The organism is Mycobacterium bohemicum DSM 44277, assembly GCF_001053185.1.
GTDB lineage: Bacteria > Actinomycetota > Actinomycetes > Mycobacteriales > Mycobacteriaceae > Mycobacterium > Mycobacterium bohemicum.
This window is the reverse complement of record NZ_CSTD01000003.1, coordinates 159,307-173,964: the sequence shown is the minus strand read 5'-3', so window position 1 is coordinate 173,964 and position 14,658 is coordinate 159,307. Positions and strand designations below refer to the sequence as shown.

General features: G+C 70.8%; 13 protein-coding genes and 3 pseudogenes. 10 read left to right on the top strand and 6 right to left on the bottom strand.

All coding sequences use genetic code 11. The features are described from left to right. The 4 genes from menD to BN971_RS15300 form a co-directional block, all read right to left on the bottom strand. A partial coding sequence (menD, locus tag BN971_RS25845; protein WP_249262735.1) for a 2-succinyl-5-enolpyruvyl-6-hydroxy-3-cyclohexene-1-carboxylic-acid synthase occupies positions 1-1,063 on the bottom strand: 1,063 nt, incomplete at its 3' end. 100 nt (positions 1,064-1,163) lie between these two features. Then, complete coding sequence (locus BN971_RS15310; protein WP_085179297.1) at positions 1,164-1,946, bottom strand: alpha/beta fold hydrolase; 783 nt, start codon at positions 1,944-1,946, stop codon at positions 1,164-1,166. Continuing rightward, entirely contained in the window at positions 1,943-2,914 is a 972-nt protein-coding gene (locus tag BN971_RS15305; protein WP_085179298.1) for an o-succinylbenzoate synthase, read from the bottom strand. Before BN971_RS15305 ends, BN971_RS15310 begins: the two co-directional genes overlap by 4 nt. Then, positions 2,911-4,530, bottom strand: coding sequence for an amidohydrolase (locus BN971_RS15300; RefSeq protein WP_090350269.1), 1,620 nt, complete (start codon positions 4,528-4,530; stop codon positions 2,911-2,913). Before BN971_RS15300 ends, BN971_RS15305 begins: the two co-directional genes overlap by 4 nt. 233 nt (positions 4,531-4,763) lie before the next feature. Here BN971_RS15300 and fadD8 point away from each other — a divergent pair, with 233 nt between their 5' ends. After that, entirely contained in the window at positions 4,764-6,365 is a 1,602-nt protein-coding gene (fadD8, locus tag BN971_RS15295; protein ID WP_085179300.1) for a fatty-acid--CoA ligase FadD8, read from the top strand. Positions 6,366-6,428: 63 nt separating this feature from the next. On the opposite strand, the gene BN971_RS15290 is transcribed toward fadD8, so the two are convergent. Further along, positions 6,429-6,986, bottom strand: a complete 558-nt coding sequence (locus BN971_RS15290) for a TetR/AcrR family transcriptional regulator (RefSeq protein ID WP_245836504.1) — start codon at positions 6,984-6,986, stop codon at positions 6,429-6,431. 80 nt (positions 6,987-7,066) lie between these two features. Here BN971_RS15290 and BN971_RS15285 point away from each other — a divergent pair, with 80 nt between their 5' ends. From BN971_RS15285 to menE, 9 genes and pseudogenes are all read left to right on the top strand, one after another. Then, on the top strand, positions 7,067-7,975 hold the full coding sequence (locus BN971_RS15285) for an aldo/keto reductase (protein ID WP_085179302.1): 909 nt from the start codon (positions 7,067-7,069) through the stop codon (positions 7,973-7,975). Between the two features lie 14 nt (positions 7,976-7,989). Then, positions 7,990-8,445: a nitroreductase family deazaflavin-dependent oxidoreductase gene (locus BN971_RS15280; protein ID WP_085179303.1), complete on the top strand. Its 456-nt coding sequence runs from the start codon at positions 7,990-7,992 to the stop codon at positions 8,443-8,445. 13 nt (positions 8,446-8,458) lie between these two features. Then, entirely contained in the window at positions 8,459-9,361 is a 903-nt protein-coding gene (locus tag BN971_RS15275) for a 1,4-dihydroxy-2-naphthoyl-CoA synthase (protein WP_085179304.1), read from the top strand. Positions 9,362-9,408: 47 nt separating this feature from the next. Next, positions 9,409-10,305, top strand: a complete 897-nt coding sequence (locus BN971_RS15270) for an SDR family oxidoreductase (RefSeq protein ID WP_085179305.1) — start codon at positions 9,409-9,411, stop codon at positions 10,303-10,305. A gap of 23 nt (positions 10,306-10,328) precedes the next feature. Continuing rightward, complete coding sequence (locus BN971_RS15265; protein WP_085179306.1) at positions 10,329-10,736, top strand: VOC family protein; 408 nt, start codon at positions 10,329-10,331, stop codon at positions 10,734-10,736. Between the two features lie 86 nt (positions 10,737-10,822). Next, a pseudogene (locus tag BN971_RS15260) lies at positions 10,823-12,062 on the top strand (anion permease); the annotation flags it as partial. Between the two features lie 10 nt (positions 12,063-12,072). Continuing rightward, the gene (locus BN971_RS15255) at positions 12,073-12,372 is read left to right on the top strand and encodes a hypothetical protein (protein WP_085179308.1); all 300 of its coding nucleotides are present in this window, start codon (positions 12,073-12,075) and stop codon (positions 12,370-12,372) included. A 50-nt stretch (positions 12,373-12,422) separates the two neighbouring features. Further along, positions 12,423-12,734, top strand: coding sequence for a DUF3349 domain-containing protein (locus BN971_RS15250; protein WP_085179309.1), 312 nt, complete (start codon positions 12,423-12,425; stop codon positions 12,732-12,734). 68 nt (positions 12,735-12,802) lie between these two features. After that, positions 12,803-13,715, top strand: a pseudogene (gene menE / locus BN971_RS15245) (o-succinylbenzoate--CoA ligase); the annotation flags it as partial. Here the strand turns inward: menE and BN971_RS25840 are convergent. Next, a pseudogene (locus tag BN971_RS25840) lies at positions 13,706-14,326 on the bottom strand (DUF7159 family protein); the annotation flags it as partial. The pseudogenes menE and BN971_RS25840 sit on opposite strands and share 10 nt — an antisense overlap. Positions 14,327-14,658 lie beyond the last annotated feature (332 nt).

Genomic DNA, 14,658 nt, shown 5'->3' with positions numbered 1-14,658 from the left:
GCCCGGTGGTCAGCGGATGCGTGGCGAGCTGGCCGCGAACCGCGGCGAGCGCGTGCCGGTTGACCTCGGCGCAGCGGTTCAGCCACGCGGGATTGGGCGCCCCGGTGGTGACCGCCCGGGTGCCGGTGGCCTGGCAGTTCCCCGAGACGTCGGGCCAGCGCGGGCCGGTGGTCAGCGCGTACACCGGCACCTGCGGGTCGGCCAGCAGCGCCGACACCGGGCGGTGCAGCGTGGGGCGGCCCAGCATGATCACCTGCTTGGGGCGCAGCAGGGGCAGGGCGAACGGGTGCAGCGGGTTGGCGGCCGCCGGTGCCGTCGGCTCGGCGACGGTCGGCAACTGCGCCAGATTCGGCTGCACGGCCGCGCCGTGCCCGGCGATGACCACGGTGTCGGGCGACAGGTCGATGTCGAGGGGCTGGTCGAAGGTGACCGGCGGCGTGTAGGTCCACGGCCTGCCGCCGGGCCGGCCGGGCGGGACGGCCGCGCCGCGCGGCTCCGGGTCGGGAACCAGCGGTTCGCGCAGCGGGATGTCGAAGTGCACGGGGCCGGCGTTGGCGGTGCGGGCGCCCGTCGCGGCGACCAGCACGCGGCAGGTGGTCGAACGCCAGGTGGCGTTGAGGGCGTCCAGGCGCTCGGGCGCGTCCTCGGCCAGGCCCAGGCTGATGGTGGCGCGGACCTGGGTGCCGAAATAACCCAGCTGTTCCATGGTCTGGTTCGCGCCGGTGCCGAGCATCTCGTAGGGCCGGTTGGCCGACAGGACGATCAGCGGGACCCGCGCGTAGTTGGCCTCGACCACGGCCGGGCCGAGGTTGGCCACCGCCGTGCCCGACGTCATCGCGACGCACACCGGTGCGCCCGCGCCGATCGCGAGGCCGATCGCCAGGTAGCCGGCCGTGCGCTCGTCGATGCGCACGTGCAGCCGGATGCGGCCGGCGCGGTCGGCGTCCTGCAGCGCGAAGGCCAGCGGCGCATTCCGCGAACCGGGGCACAGCACCACGTCGCGGACGCCGCCGCGGATGAGTTCGTCGACGACGACGCGGGCCTGGGTCGTCGAGGGGTTCACTACTACAGGGTGTCACAAGCGGCCAAACCCCCGCCGAACGTGGAGTTGTTGCGCCGAATCGCCGCGATTTGCCCCCACAAGTCGACGTTGGGCGAAGCGCCTAGGTTTTCGCGAAGAACTGCAGCGCCGCGTTGTTGACCGCCTGCGGCCGCTCGAAGAAGCCGAGGTGACCGGTGTCGGGGATCTGCAGGTAGCGGCCGTTGGGCATCGCGTCGGCGACCTCGCGACCCAGATGGGGAGGGGTCACCACGTCGTCGCCGAAGCCGATCACCAGCACCGGCGCGGCGATGCTGCGGTACGCCTGCAGCCGGTTGGTTTGCGGCGAGATGTCCAGCTGGCAGCGCAGGCCCGCGGTCCGCTTGGTGGGCCACGCCTCGAACATCGCGATCCAGTCGGCGACGGCCACGTCGTCGTTGAGCGTCTTGCGCGAAAAGCTTTCCAGCAGGCGGCTTCTGGCGTCGACGGCGGGCGGCAGTTCGATCCCGGAGGCGTGCAGCTCGACTTCGGCGTCGTAGAAGAACTGGCGGGCGCGGTCCAGGCGGCCGCGGGTGGCCATCAGCACCGCGGACCTGACCAGTTCCGGGCGCACCACCATGAGCTCCTGCGCGATGTAAGAACCCATCGAGACCCCGACGATCCGCGCGGGCGCGGCGCCCAGCGACTCGATCAGCGCGGCGGTGTCGGCCACCATGGTCTGCGTCGTGAACCCGCCGGCGTTTTCGGTCTCGTTGATCCCGCGGTTGTCGAAGGTGATGCAGCGGTATCCGGCCGCCCGGAACGCGGGGACCTGATGCGGATGCCAGGTGCGCCCGGCGCCGCCGCGGCCGGCGATGAAAACGACGGGCTCGCCGGTCCCGGTGTCGTCGTAGGCCAGGTTGATCACCCGGACGACGCTACAAGCAGCGGGTGGCAGGCCTTGACCCGGTCGATCCACCACCGCAGTCGTTCGGGCGGCGCGGCCAGCGCCCGCAGCCGGGCCGGATCGGGCGTCACCGGCCCGACCGCCAGGGTGCCGTCGACGGGCGGGGCGGGCTCCGCCACGTCCTCGGTGAACAGCCCGCCGGTGCCCAGCCCGCAGGCGTGCCGCAACACGGGCAGGGCCGCCGCGGCGGTCAGGCCGTGGCCGATGCCGACCGCCGAATCGAGCGCGCTGGACACCACCACCGGGATGTCGACCTGCGCGGCGATGTCCAGCAGGGCCCGCACCCCGCCCAGCGGAGCGACTTTGAGAACCGCGATGTCGGCGGCCCCCGCCCGCACCACGGCCAGCGGGTCGTCGGCCTTGCGGATGCTTTCGTCGGCGGCGATCGGCACGTCGGTCCGGCGGCGCAACTCGGCCAGTTCCGCGACGGTCGCGCACGGCTGTTCGAGGTATTCCAGCGGGCCGTCGGCGGTCAGCGCCCGGGCGGCCCGCGCCGCCTCGTCGACGCTCCAGCCGCCGTTGGCGTCGACCCGCACGGTTGCGACGCGTGCGCGCACCGCGTTGACCCTTTCGACGTCGTCGCCCAGCGTCTGCCCGGGCTCGGCGACCTTGACCTTCGCGGTGTGCGCGCCGGGGAACCGATCCAGCACCTCGCCGACCCGGTCGGGGGCGACGGCCGGCACGGTCGCGTTGATCGGGACGCGGTCGCGCCGCACCGGCGGCGGTTCGCGGTAGGCGGCCTCGATCCCGGCGGCCAGCCAGTGCGCGGCCTCCGGCGGGTCGTATTCGAGGAAGGCACCGAACTCCCCCCACCCCGCGGGCCCCTCGATCAGCGCCACCTCGCGGGTGGTGATGCCGCGGAACCGCACGCGCATCGGCAACGCGACGACGTGCAGGCGGTCGAGCAGGTCAGCCAGCGCAGGCCTCACGGGGCGTAGACCCGGCGCCCCGCCAGATAGGTCGCCCGGATCTCCAGGTCGGCGATGTCCGCGGGGGGCACGGTCCGCGGATCGGCCGACAGCACCACCAGGTCCGCGTACTTGCCCACCTCGATGGAGCCGACGACGTCGTCGGAGAACAGCTGCCAGGCGGCGTCGAGCGTCTGCGCGCGGATCGCCTGATCCAGGGTCAGCCTTTCCTCGGGACCCAGCACCCGCCCGCTGGGCGCGGTGCGAGTCATGGCCACGCTGATGTTGCGCAGCGGCTCCTCGGGGGTGACGGGCGGGTCGTTGTGCAGCGAGATGCGCATGCCGGTCGCGACCGCGGATCCCGCCGGCATCCAACGTGATCCGCGTTCGGGCCCGAACAGACCGTCGACGATGATGTCACCCCAGTAGTGGATCTGGTCGACGAAGATGCTGCAGGTGACGCCGAGGGCGGCGGCCCGCTGCAGCTGGTCGGGACGGATGGCGCCGACGTGCTCGAGCCGCAGCCGGTGGTCGTCGCGCGGATGGCGCTTCAGAGCCTCCTCGTAGACGTCGAGGATGGTGTCGACGCCGGCGTCGCCCTGGACGTGGCAGGCCATCGGCCAGCCCTTCGGGAAGTAGGCGCCGACGATCTCGGTGAGCTGTTCCTTGGTGTAGTTGGCGTGACCACAGGAGCCGGGCGGCACCCCGATGCTCCGGCTGGCGTCGGTGTCCAGGTAGGGGAAGGTCAGGGCGATGTTGCCGACCCAGGGCGAGCCGTCGACCCAGATCTTGATGCCGACCTGGCGCAGCATGTCGTCCCCTTCGCCGGGGGTGGCGTCGGTGGACATCTGCGGGTTGGAGATCTCGTAGGTGCGCAGCCGGACGGTCAGCTCGTTGCGTAGCTGGTCGACCAGCGGCTTGAAGGCCGGGTCGTACGCCATCTCCGAGCAGGTGGTCAGGCCCGCCCGGTTGAGCCGGCCGCACTCGGCGCGCAGCAGCGCCGGATAGTTGTCGGGTTCGATGGCGCCGGCCAGCAGCGGGAACACCGCGCCGGTCTCCTCGGCGGTGCCGTCGAGTTCGCCGTCGGCGTCGCGGCCGAACCTGGAACCCTTCGGGTCCGGGGTGTCGCGGTTCAGCCCGCAGAGGCGGGCGGCGTGCGAGTTGAAGAAGGCCTTATGGCCGGAGTTGTGAATGATGACCAGCGGGCCCTCGGGCGCCATCTCGTCGAGCCACGCGAGCGTCGGCTGCGGAAGACCCTTCTGCAGCAGCGGATCCCAGCCGTTCAGGTAGGCGCCGGCGGCGCCCCGCGCGGCGATCTCGCTGCGGACCGCCCCTATTACGTCGTCGGCGTCGGGCAGCGTGACCGGCCGGATGTCGACGATGCGGTCCGAGAGGGCGAGCGCCTCCATCAGCGGATGGCCGTGCGCCTCAATGAATCCCGGCATGACGCAGCCGTCACCGACGTCGACCGTCTCGGTGCCGGGCCCGATGCGGCCGGCGACGTCCAGTTGTCCTCGATGAACCGCAGGATCGACGGCGACGATCCGGCCGCCGGTGACGGCGAGCGCCTCGGCCGTGGGCCGCGACTCGTCGACGGTCAGCACGGTTCCGGTGACGACGAGATCTGCGGGGTCCATAGCCAGGGATGCTAGTGGCGATCGCGAGTGCGGCGAAGCCGGACGAAGCGGGTCGCCACGGAACTAGTGGCGATCGCGAGTGCGGCGAAGCCGGACGAAGCGGGTCGCCACGGAACTAGTGGCGATCGCGAGTGCGGCGAAGCCGGACGAAGCGGGTCGCCACGGAACTAGTGGTCCGCGCCGTTGACGAGGGGGCGGCTGACTGGAATTGCAACACGTTCTAGTCTTGGGCAATGAGTGACGAGCTGCTGCGCCATCCCATTCATTCCGGACACCTGACCGTCGGTGCGCTCAAGCGCAACAAGAACAAACCGGTGCTGCATCTCGGCGACACCACGCTGACCGGTGGGCAGCTCGCCGAGCGCATCAGCCAATACATTCAGGCGTTCGAGGCGCTCGGCGCGGGCACCGGCACCACCGTCGGGCTGCTTTCGCTGAACCGGCCCGAAGTGCTGATGATCATCGGCGCCGGCCAGACCCAGGGTTACCGGCGCGTGGCGCTGCATCCTCTGGGCTCCCTGGACGACCACGCCTACGTGCTGGGCGACGCCGGGGTGACGTCGCTGATCATCGACCCCAACCCGATGTTCGTCGAGCGGGCGCTGGGCCTGCTGGAGAAGGTGCCCGGTCTCAAGCAGGTCCTGACCATCGGCCCGGTCCCCGAAGCGCTGGCCGATTCCGCGGTGGACCTGGTCGCCGAGGCCGCGAAGTATCAGCCAAAGCCGTTGGTGGCGGCCGACCTTCCGCCCGATCACATCGGCGGGATGGCCTACACCGGCGGCACGACCGGCAAGCCCAAGGGTGTGCTGGGCACCGCGCAGTCGATCACCACGATGACCACGATCCAGCTCGCAGAATGGGAATGGCCGGAAAACCCGCGCTTCCTGATGTGTACCCCGCTGTCACATGCCGGGGCGGCCTTCTTCGTTCCGACCATTATCAAGGGGGGCGAACTGGTGGTGCTGACCAAGTTCGACCCGGCCGAGGTGCTGCGGGTGATCGAGGAGCAGAAGATCACCGCCACCATGCTGGTGCCGTCGATGATCTACGCGCTGATGGACCACCCCGATTCGCACACCCGCGACCTGTCCTCGCTGGAGACCGTCTATTACGGTGCCTCGGCGATGAACCCGGTGCGGCTGGCCGAGGCCATCCGCCGCTTCGGGCCGATCTTCGCCCAGTACTACGGGCAGTCCGAAGCGCCGATGGTGATCTCCTACCTGGCCAAGAAGGACCACGACGAGAAGCGGCTCACCTCCTGCGGGCGGCCCACCCTGTTCGCCCGCACGGCACTGCTGGGTCCCGATGGCGAGCCGGTGCCGCAGGGCGAGGTCGGCGAGATCTGCGTATCCGGGCCTCTGCTGAGCGGCGGGTACTGGAACCTGCCGGAGGAGACGGCCAAGACGTTCAAAGACGGCTGGCTGCACACCGGCGACATGGCCCGCGAGGATGAGGACGGCTTCTGGTTCATCGTCGACCGGGTCAAGGACATGATCGTCACCGGCGGATTCAATGTGTTCCCGCGGGAAGTCGAGGACGTCGTCGCCGAGCACCCGGCCGTCGCGCAGGTGTGCGTGATCGGCACACCGGACGAGAAATGGGGCGAAGCCGTCACCGCGGTGATCGTGCTGCGGCCCGACCATCCTTCCGACGAGGAGTCGGTGACGCGGGTGACCGCCGAGATCCAGTCCGCGGTCAAGGACCGCAAGGGCTCGGTGCAATCGCCCAAGCAGGTGATCGTCGTCGAGTCGGTGCCGGTGACCGCGCTGGGCAAGCCCGACAAGAAGGCCGTCCGGGCGCGGTTCTGGGAGGGCGCCGACCGCGCCGTCGGCTGAGTAAGGCGGTGAACGCCCCGCGTGAAGTTAGCTTCACGCTCGTGGCCGAGCGTGCAACCAGCTTCACGTTCGGGGCGCAGTTACGCCGGCGACCAAGAGGTCGAGCAGGCGACCGGTCTGCTCCGGTGAGCCGCTGGCCAGGAAGATGCCGATCAGGCCGGAGACCACGTCGTCGGCCTGCACGTCGGAGCGCAGGCTCCCGTCGTCGGCGCCGGCCCGCAAAAGCAGGTCGACGGCACCCACGATGCTGTCGCGGGTCTGGCTGGCCTGCATGGCGCCCGAGTCGAAGATCGCCTGCAACGACTCGGCCATCCCCCGCTTGGCCGCCACGAAGCCGGCGTAGCGGTCCATCCAGCGTCGCAGGGCGGTCTTGGGGGGATGCCGCTTGAGCAACTGTCCGGCCGCCGCGGCCACCTCGGCGAGCTCGGCGCGGTAGATCGCCTCGACGAGCGCCTCGCGATTGGGGAAATGGCGATAGAGCGTGCCGATCCCGACGCCGGCGTCACGCGCGATCGACTCCAGCGACACCGGCCGCCCCTCCGCGGTGGCGAACGCCGCGGTCGCGACCTCGAGGAGCTTCTCGCGGTTGCGGCGCGCGTCGGCACGAACCGGTTCGGCCAAAGCGGAGGCTCCTCCGTTTCTGCTACCCTGATGCAAGCGGAGGGACCTCCGCATCCTCCAGTGTCTCAGACGGGAGCACCATGACAGCCTTCCCCAGTGTCGCCCGCGTCGGCTACGGCGCCATGCAGCTGTTCGAGGGCGTCTCGAGCGACGACGCGACGGCGGTGCTGCGCCGGGCGGTCGAACTCGGCGTCAACCACATCGACACCGCGTCGTTCTACGGCCCCGGCGAGGTCAACCGCCGCATTCGCGCGGCGCTGGCCCCCTACCCGCAAGACCTCGTCATCGTCAGCAAGGTGGGTGCGCGCTACACCGGCGAGCAGCCGATACCCCTGGCCGGCGCGCAGCGGCCCGCCGAACTGCGCGCCGCGGTCGAGGACGACCTGCGCCAGCTCGGACTCGACTGCGTGCCGGTGGTCAACCTGCGGCGCATGGACGTGGGGCCCGGCGTGCGCGCAGAGGGCGACCAGATCGTCGACCTCGACGACCAGCTGGCCGAGATGATCGCGCTGCGCGACGAAGGCAAGATCGGCGCGATCGGAATCAGCAGCGTGCCGCTGGACGTGCTGCGGCGCGCGCTGCCGGCGGGGATCGCCTGCGTGCAGAACCCCTACAGCCTGCTGGACCGCTCGCAGGAGGAAATGGTCGACGTCTGCGCGAACGAAGGCATCGCCTGGGTGCCGTACTTCCCGCTCGGCTCGGCGTTCCCGGGCTTTCCGAAGGTCGCCGACAACCTGGTGGTCGCCGAGGTCGCCGCCGAGCTCGGCGCCACGGGCTCCCAGGTGGGGCTGGCGTGGCTGCTGGCCCGCTCGCCGAACACGCTGCTGATCCCCGGCACGCGCTCGATCGCGCACCTCGAGGAGAACCTCGGCGCCGGCGGCATCACGCTGAGCGCGGACGCGATCGCCCGCCTGGACGCCCTCACCGCGCCGGGGTCCGACCCGTGGGCGCACGGTGTCGAATCCTTCCTGGAGGCGCCGAACGCCTGACTACTGTGTCAGGCATGGCAGGTGCAGAAGCCCCCAAGCCGCCGTGGTGGCTCAAGCCGGCGAACAAGCTCTTCATCCGGCTGTCGCGACTCGGCCTGAGCTTCGGCGGCGAGAGCCCGGTGGTGCTGACCGTGCCGGGCCGCAAGACCGGCACCCCCCGTTCCACGCCGGTGACCCCGATGACGCTCGACGGCAAGCGGTACGTCGTCGCCGGATTCCCCGGTGCCGATTGGGTCCGAAACGTCCGCGCCGCAGGCGAAGTCACGCTGGAGCGCGGCCGCAACACCGAGCGGGTGCGGATGGTCGAGCTGTCGGCCGAGGAGGCCGGGCCGGTGCTGCGCGCCTTCCCCGAAGAGGTGCCCACCGGCGTCGGGTTCATGAAGCGGGCCGGGCTGGTCGCCGAGGGCCGCCCCGAGGAATTCGAGGCGCTGGCCGGCCGGTGCGCGGTGTTCCGCTTCGACCCGGCTTAGGAGCCCACTCACTATGACCGACAACCCCTTTCAGCCCGACCAGTGGCGTTCCGTCGACGGCTTCGGCGACCTGACCGACATCACCTACCACCGCCACGTCGACGACGCCACCGTGCGGGTTGCCTTCGACCGTCCCGAGGTGCGCAACGCGTTTCGCCCGCACACCGTCGACGAGCTGTACCGCGCGCTCGACCACGCCCGGATGTCCCCCGACGTCGGCGTGGTGCTGCTGACCGGCAACGGACCCTCCCCGAAGGACGGCGGCTGGGCGTTCTGCTCGGGCGGCGATCAGCGGATCCGCGGCCGCTCCGGCTACCAGTACGCGAGCGGCGACACCGCCGACACGGTCGATGCCGCCCGCGCGGGGCGGCTGCACATCCTCGAGGTGCAGCGGCTGATCCGATTCATGCCCAAGGTGGTCATCTGCCTGGTCAACGGGTGGGCCGCCGGGGGCGGGCACAGCCTGCACGTGGTCTGCGACCTCACCCTGGCCAGCCGGGAGCACGCGCGATTCAAGCAGACCGACGCCGACGTCGGCAGCTTCGACGGCGGCTACGGCAGCGCGTACCTGGCCCGTCAGGTGGGCCAGAAATTCGCCCGCGAGATCTTCTTCCTGGGCCGTCCCTACACCGCCGAGCAGATGCACCGGATGGGCGCGGTCAACGAGGTCGTCGACCACGCCGAGCTGGAGCGCACCGGCGTGCAATGGGCCAGGGACATCAACGCAAAATCACCCCAGGCGCAACGCATGCTGAAGTTCGCGTTCAACCTGCTCGACGACGGCCTGGTGGGCCAGCAACTGTTCGCCGGCGAGGCCACCCGGCTGGCGTACATGACCGACGAGGCCGTCGAGGGCCGCGACGCCTTCCTGGAGAAGCGCCCACCGGACTGGAGCCCGTTCCCGCGGTACTTCTGAGTGCTGGACCCGGGGCCGCGCGGACCCCGCTCTAGACTCGCCCCACGATGAGTAAAAGCCCGCTTCGCCGGTTCACCGACCAGATCGTGCTGGCGACCATGCGGCCGCCGGCGGCGCCGCAAGTGCTGGTGAACCGGCCCGCGATGAAGCCGATCGACCTGCGCGGCAAGCGCATCCTGCTCACCGGGGCGTCGTCGGGCATCGGCGAGGCCGCCGCCGAGCAGTTCGCGCGCGAAGGCGCCACCGTGGTCGTCGTCGCGCGCCGCGGCGACCTGCTGGACGCGCTGGCCGGCCGGATCGCCGCGGACGGGGGGACCGCCATCTCGCTGCCGTGCGACATCTCCGACATGGACGCGGTCGACGCGCTGGTGGCCGACGTCGAGGGCCGCATCGGCGGGGTCGACATCCTGATCAACAACGCCGGCCGCTCGATCCGCCGACCGCTGGCCGAGTCGTTGGAACGCTGGCACGACGTCGAGCGGACCATGACGCTCAACTACTACGCGCCGCTGCGGCTCATCCGGGGATTCGCGCCCGGCATGCTCGAGCGCCGCGACGGCCACATCATCAACGTCTCGACGTGGGGCGTGCTGTCGGAGGCCTCGCCGCTGTTCTCGGTGTACAACGCGTCCAAGGCCGCGCTGTCGATGGTGAGCCGGGTGGTCGAGACGGAGTGGGGCGGCAGGGGCGTGCATTCGACCACGCTGTACTACCCGCTGGTGGCGACGCCGATGATCGCGCCGACGAAGGCCTACGACGGGATGCCGGCGCTGACGTCGGAAGAGGCCGGCGAGTGGATGCTGACCGCCGCGCGCACCCGGCCGGTGCGGATCGCGCCGCGGATGGCGATCGCGGCCAAGGCGATCGACACCTTCGGCCCGCGGCTGGTCAACACGCTGATGCAGCGGCAGCGGATCCAGCCGAACCGCGCCGACAGCACCTGATGCGACGTGATAGACACGAGGCTATGGAGATCCTGGCCAGCCGGATGCTGCTTCGGCCGGCGGACTACGAGCGGTCGCTGAGGTTCTACCGCGACGAGATCGGGCTGGCGATCGCCCGCGAATACGGCGCGGGCACAGTGTTTTTCGCGGGCCAGTCGCTGCTGGAGCTGGCCGGCTTCGGCTCCCCCGACCACTCCCGCGGCCCGTTCCCCGGGGCGCTGTGGCTGCAGGTCCGCGACATCGAGGCAACGCAGGCCGAATTGCGGGGCCGCGGCGTGGCGATCGCCCGCGAGGCCCGCCAAGAACCGTGGGGCCTCCACGAGATGCACGTGACCGATCCCGACGGCGTCACCTTGATCTTCATCCAGATTCCGCCGGACCACCCGCTGCGCCGCGACACCCGCGGTGAACGCGACGGAACGTCGGGTTAATTGCGCGGTAACATCTGGCGACGAGCCGCGTTTTGGCCGTCCGTGGGTTCGACAATGGAATGCCCCTACCACCAGAATCAGGCCTTGTGAACATAGAATTGTTCCTCTTGATCATTGTCGTAATCACGGCACTGGCTTTCGATTTCACCAACGGCTTCCACGACACCGGCAACGCCATGGCGACCTCCATCGCCAGCGGCGCCCTCAAGCCCAAGGCGGCAGTGGCGCTGTCCGCGGTGCTGAACCTGGTGGGCGCCTTCATGTCCACCGCCGTCGCGGCGACCATCGCCAAGGGCTTGATCGACGGGCACATCGTGACCCTCGAGCTGGTCTTCGCCGGCCTCGTCGGCGGCATCGTCTGGAACCTGCTGACCTGGCTGCTGGGCATCCCGTCGAGTTCGTCGCACGCGCTGATCGGCGGGATCGTCGGCGCCACCATCGCCGCGGTCGGCGGGCACGGGGTGATCTGGAAGGGCCTGGTATCTCACGTGCTGATCCCGGCCGTCGTCGCCGCGATCCTGGCGATCGGGGTCGGAGCGATCGCGACCTGGCTCGTCTACCGCGTCACCCGCGGCCTCAACGAGAAGCGCACCGAGGCCGGGTTCCGGTACGGGCAGTGGGGCTCGGCCTCGCTGGTCTCGCTGGCCCACGGCACCGGCGACGCCCAGAAGACGATGGGCATCATCTTCCTGGCGCTGATGTCCTACGGGTCGATCAGCAAGACCACCGCCGCGCCGCCGCTCTGGGTCATCGTGTGTTGCGCGCTGTCGATGGCGGCGGGCACCTACCTGGGCGGCTGGCGCATCATCCGCACCCTGGGCAAGGGCCTGGTCGAGATCAAGTCGCCGCAGGGCATGGCCGCCGAGTCGTCCTCGGCCGCCGTCATCCTGCTGTCCACCCACTTCGGCTACGCGCTGTCGACGACGCAGGTGTGCACCGGCTCGGTGCTGGGCAGCGGCCTGGGCAAGCCCGGCGGCGAGGTGCGCTGGGGCGTGGCCGGCCGGATGGTGGTCGCCTGGCTGGTGACGCTTCCCCTGGCCGGCTTGGTCGGCGCGATCACCTACTGGATCGTCCACCTCATCGGCGGCTACCCCGGCGCGATCATCGGCTTCGGACTGCTGGTGGCCGTCGCCACGGTCATCTACATCCGGTCGCGGAAGGTCAAGGTCGACCACAACAACGTCAACGCCGAGTGGGAGGGCAGCCTCACCGCCGGCCTGGAGGGCGCGGCGAGCAGCAATAGCCCCCCGTCCGGCGGCGGGCCCACCGCGGGCAACGGGACCCGACCCCGTTCCGACGCCGGATCGTCCGACACGCTGGTCTCCGGGAGCGCCTCATGAGTCACTTCAGCGAATGGTTCAACTACCAGGCCTCCCTGAAGATCCTCGTCTTCAGCATGCTGGCAGGCGCCGCACTGCCGGGCGTGTTCGCCCTCGGGCTGCGGTTCCAGGCCGTCGGGAGCGGGCAGGCCAGCCCCGACGGCAGCCCGGGGCACAAGAACCCGGCGCTGCTGGCGGTCGCCTGGGCGATCTACGCGCTGGTGATTGCGGTGATCCTGTTCGCGCTGCTCTACATCTCCCGCGACTTCGTCGCGCACCAGATAGGCCAGCCTTTCCTCGGCGCCAAACCCAAGTAGCATCGAAGCGACAGCACCGAAACCGAGCCCACGACGGGAGTCGGAGCGTAGTGAACGGATTTCTCAGTTCGATCGTCTCGTGGTTGCGGGCCGGGTATCCGGAGGGCATTCCACCGACCGACACCTTCGCCGTGCTGGCGCTGCTGACCCGCCGGTTGAGCAACGACGACGTCAAGGCCGTGGCGCATGAGCTCATCGAGCGCGGCGACTTCGACGATGTGGACATCGGCGTGCTGATCACCCAGATCACCGACGAGTTGCCCTCACCGGAGGACGTCGAGCGGGTGCGGGAGCGGTTGGCCGCCAAGGGCTGGCCGTTCGACGACCCGGCCGGGGCGGAGATCCCCAAGGATTCCGGATAGCAGTCCTGCGTGCGCTCGGTGTCGCGGCCGGCTCGGCCGCCTCGTCGCTGATGCCCGCCCTGGAGCGGGTGCTCGACGGCCGCGACACCGCGCTGGTCGCGCTGTCCCCGGACGACGACGACGCGGTGGCCGCGTTGCGGGTGGGCGAGGACATCGACGACGACGTGGCCCTGGTGGCCGTGACGTCGGGAACCACCGGAGCGCCCAAGGGCGCCCTGCTGACCGCCGCGGCCCTGACCGCCAGCGCGGCGGCCACCCACGAGCGCCTCGGCGGCCCGGGTACCTGGCTGCTGGCGTTACCGCCGTATCACATCGCCGGCCTGCAGCTGCTGGTGCGCAGCGTGCTCGCCGGCACCATCCCCGTCGAGCTGGACGTGTCCGGCGGGTTCGACATCGCCGAATTACCCTCCGCCATAGACAGATTGGGGCCGGGGAAGCGATACACCTCGCTGGTGGCCGCCCAACTGGCCAAGGCGCTCACCGACCGCGCGGCCGCCGGAGCGCTCGCCGAACTGGATGCCGTGCTGCTCGGCGGCGGGCCCGCCCCGGCGCCGGTCCTGGACGCGGCCGCCGCGGCGGGGGTCAGCGTCGTGCGCACCTACGGAATGAGCGAGACGGCGGGGGGCTGCGTCTACGACGGCGTCCCGCTCGACGGGGTCCTGGTGCGGTTGTCCGACGGGCGCATCGTCATCGGCGGCGCGACGCTGGCCAAGGGCTACCGCAACCCGGTGGATCCCGACCCGTTCGCCGAGCCCGGCTGGTTTCGCACCGACGACCTGGGCGCCATCGATGACGCGGGCGTCCTGACCGTGCTGGGCCGCGCCGACGACGCGATCAGCACCGGCGGGCTCACCGTGCTGCCGCATCCGGTCGAGGCCGCGCTCGGCACCCACCCCGCCGTGCGCGACTGCGCGGTCTTCGGCGTCGCCGACGACCGGCTCGGGCAGCGGGTGGTGGCCGCGGTCGTGGTCAGCGAAGGTCGGGTCGTCGGGGATCTCCACCCGCATCGTCGACGCCCCGCGCAGCTGCTCGGCGACCGCCGTCAAATCCGGCGAGGCGCCCACCAGGAGGAGATCCCGGGGCGCGCCGGGCTGGTCACCGAGCCTGGCCATCATCGTGTCGAGCGTCGCCGACGCATCGTCGGAGCCGGCGCCGCCCGCGAGCGGCTCCCGGGCCAGCATGGTCGGCGGCGCGTCCGGGTCGGCGGCGGCCGGATCCGGCACGGACAGCGTCGCGGTGTTCTCGTCCATCACCAGCACGCCGCCGGCGCGCCCCGCCGCCCGCATCAGCGCGGTCGCGGCCTGCGACTCCGACAGCACCGCGACGTCGGCCACGCCGGAATCCTGCAGCGCTTGCCGCAGCCGGTCGGCCTGCTCGCCGTCGGGCCAGCACAGGCGGGTGGCCACCAGCCGGTGGTGCTCGTCGGCCAGCAACCGGTTGGTCCCCACCACCGTCTCGGTCAGCTTCTCCACGGGGTGGTCGTCCAGGTCGATCACGGACTGGTCGATCACCTCGCCGCCGCGCGCGCCCGGGTCCATCAGCGCCAAGCGGGCAACGGGGCCCGTGATCGCGACCCCCAACACCACGTCCATCCCGGCTCTCCTTCGGCTGGCACCCCACACCAGCAATGTCGCGGCATCATTAGACTGCGATACCGTTGGCAGTATCAGTCATTCGGGCGACCAGTTCGCCTATGAGCGCAGCGTAACCGCGTTGCCTACGTGCGGGACGCCCGCGCTCTGCCACCGCCGTGTCGTGCGAACGGAGATCATGTTTCCAAGTAAGCAACGCAGTCGCCACGGCAGGGGGTTCCCCCAACTCGCTCCCGGCCATGCGCCGCGATCAGCCGTCCTCGACACCCGGGGGGAACCGTGAGTCAGAGCAGCGACGACGCCCCGACCGGCCCGATCCGCGAGCGCCGGGC

What these genes read in the sequence shown, in the direction of transcription:
- BN971_RS15300 (WP_090350269.1), bottom strand. Translation starts at nt 4,530, where the DNA reads ATGGACCCCGCAGATCTCGTCGTCACCGGAACCGTGCTGACCGTCGAC.
- fadD8 (WP_085179300.1), top strand. Translation starts at nt 4,764, where the DNA reads ATGAGTGACGAGCTGCTGCGCCATCCCATTCATTCCGGACACCTGACC.
- BN971_RS15285 (WP_085179302.1), top strand. Translation starts at nt 7,067, where the DNA reads ATGACAGCCTTCCCCAGTGTCGCCCGCGTCGGCTACGGCGCCATGCAG.
- BN971_RS15280 (WP_085179303.1), top strand. Translation starts at nt 7,990, where the DNA reads ATGGCAGGTGCAGAAGCCCCCAAGCCGCCGTGGTGGCTCAAGCCGGCG.
- BN971_RS15275 (WP_085179304.1), top strand. Translation starts at nt 8,459, where the DNA reads ATGACCGACAACCCCTTTCAGCCCGACCAGTGGCGTTCCGTCGACGGC.
- BN971_RS15270 (WP_085179305.1), top strand. Translation starts at nt 9,409, where the DNA reads ATGAGTAAAAGCCCGCTTCGCCGGTTCACCGACCAGATCGTGCTGGCG.
- BN971_RS15265 (WP_085179306.1), top strand. Translation starts at nt 10,329, where the DNA reads ATGGAGATCCTGGCCAGCCGGATGCTGCTTCGGCCGGCGGACTACGAG.
- BN971_RS15255 (WP_085179308.1), top strand. Translation starts at nt 12,073, where the DNA reads ATGAGTCACTTCAGCGAATGGTTCAACTACCAGGCCTCCCTGAAGATC.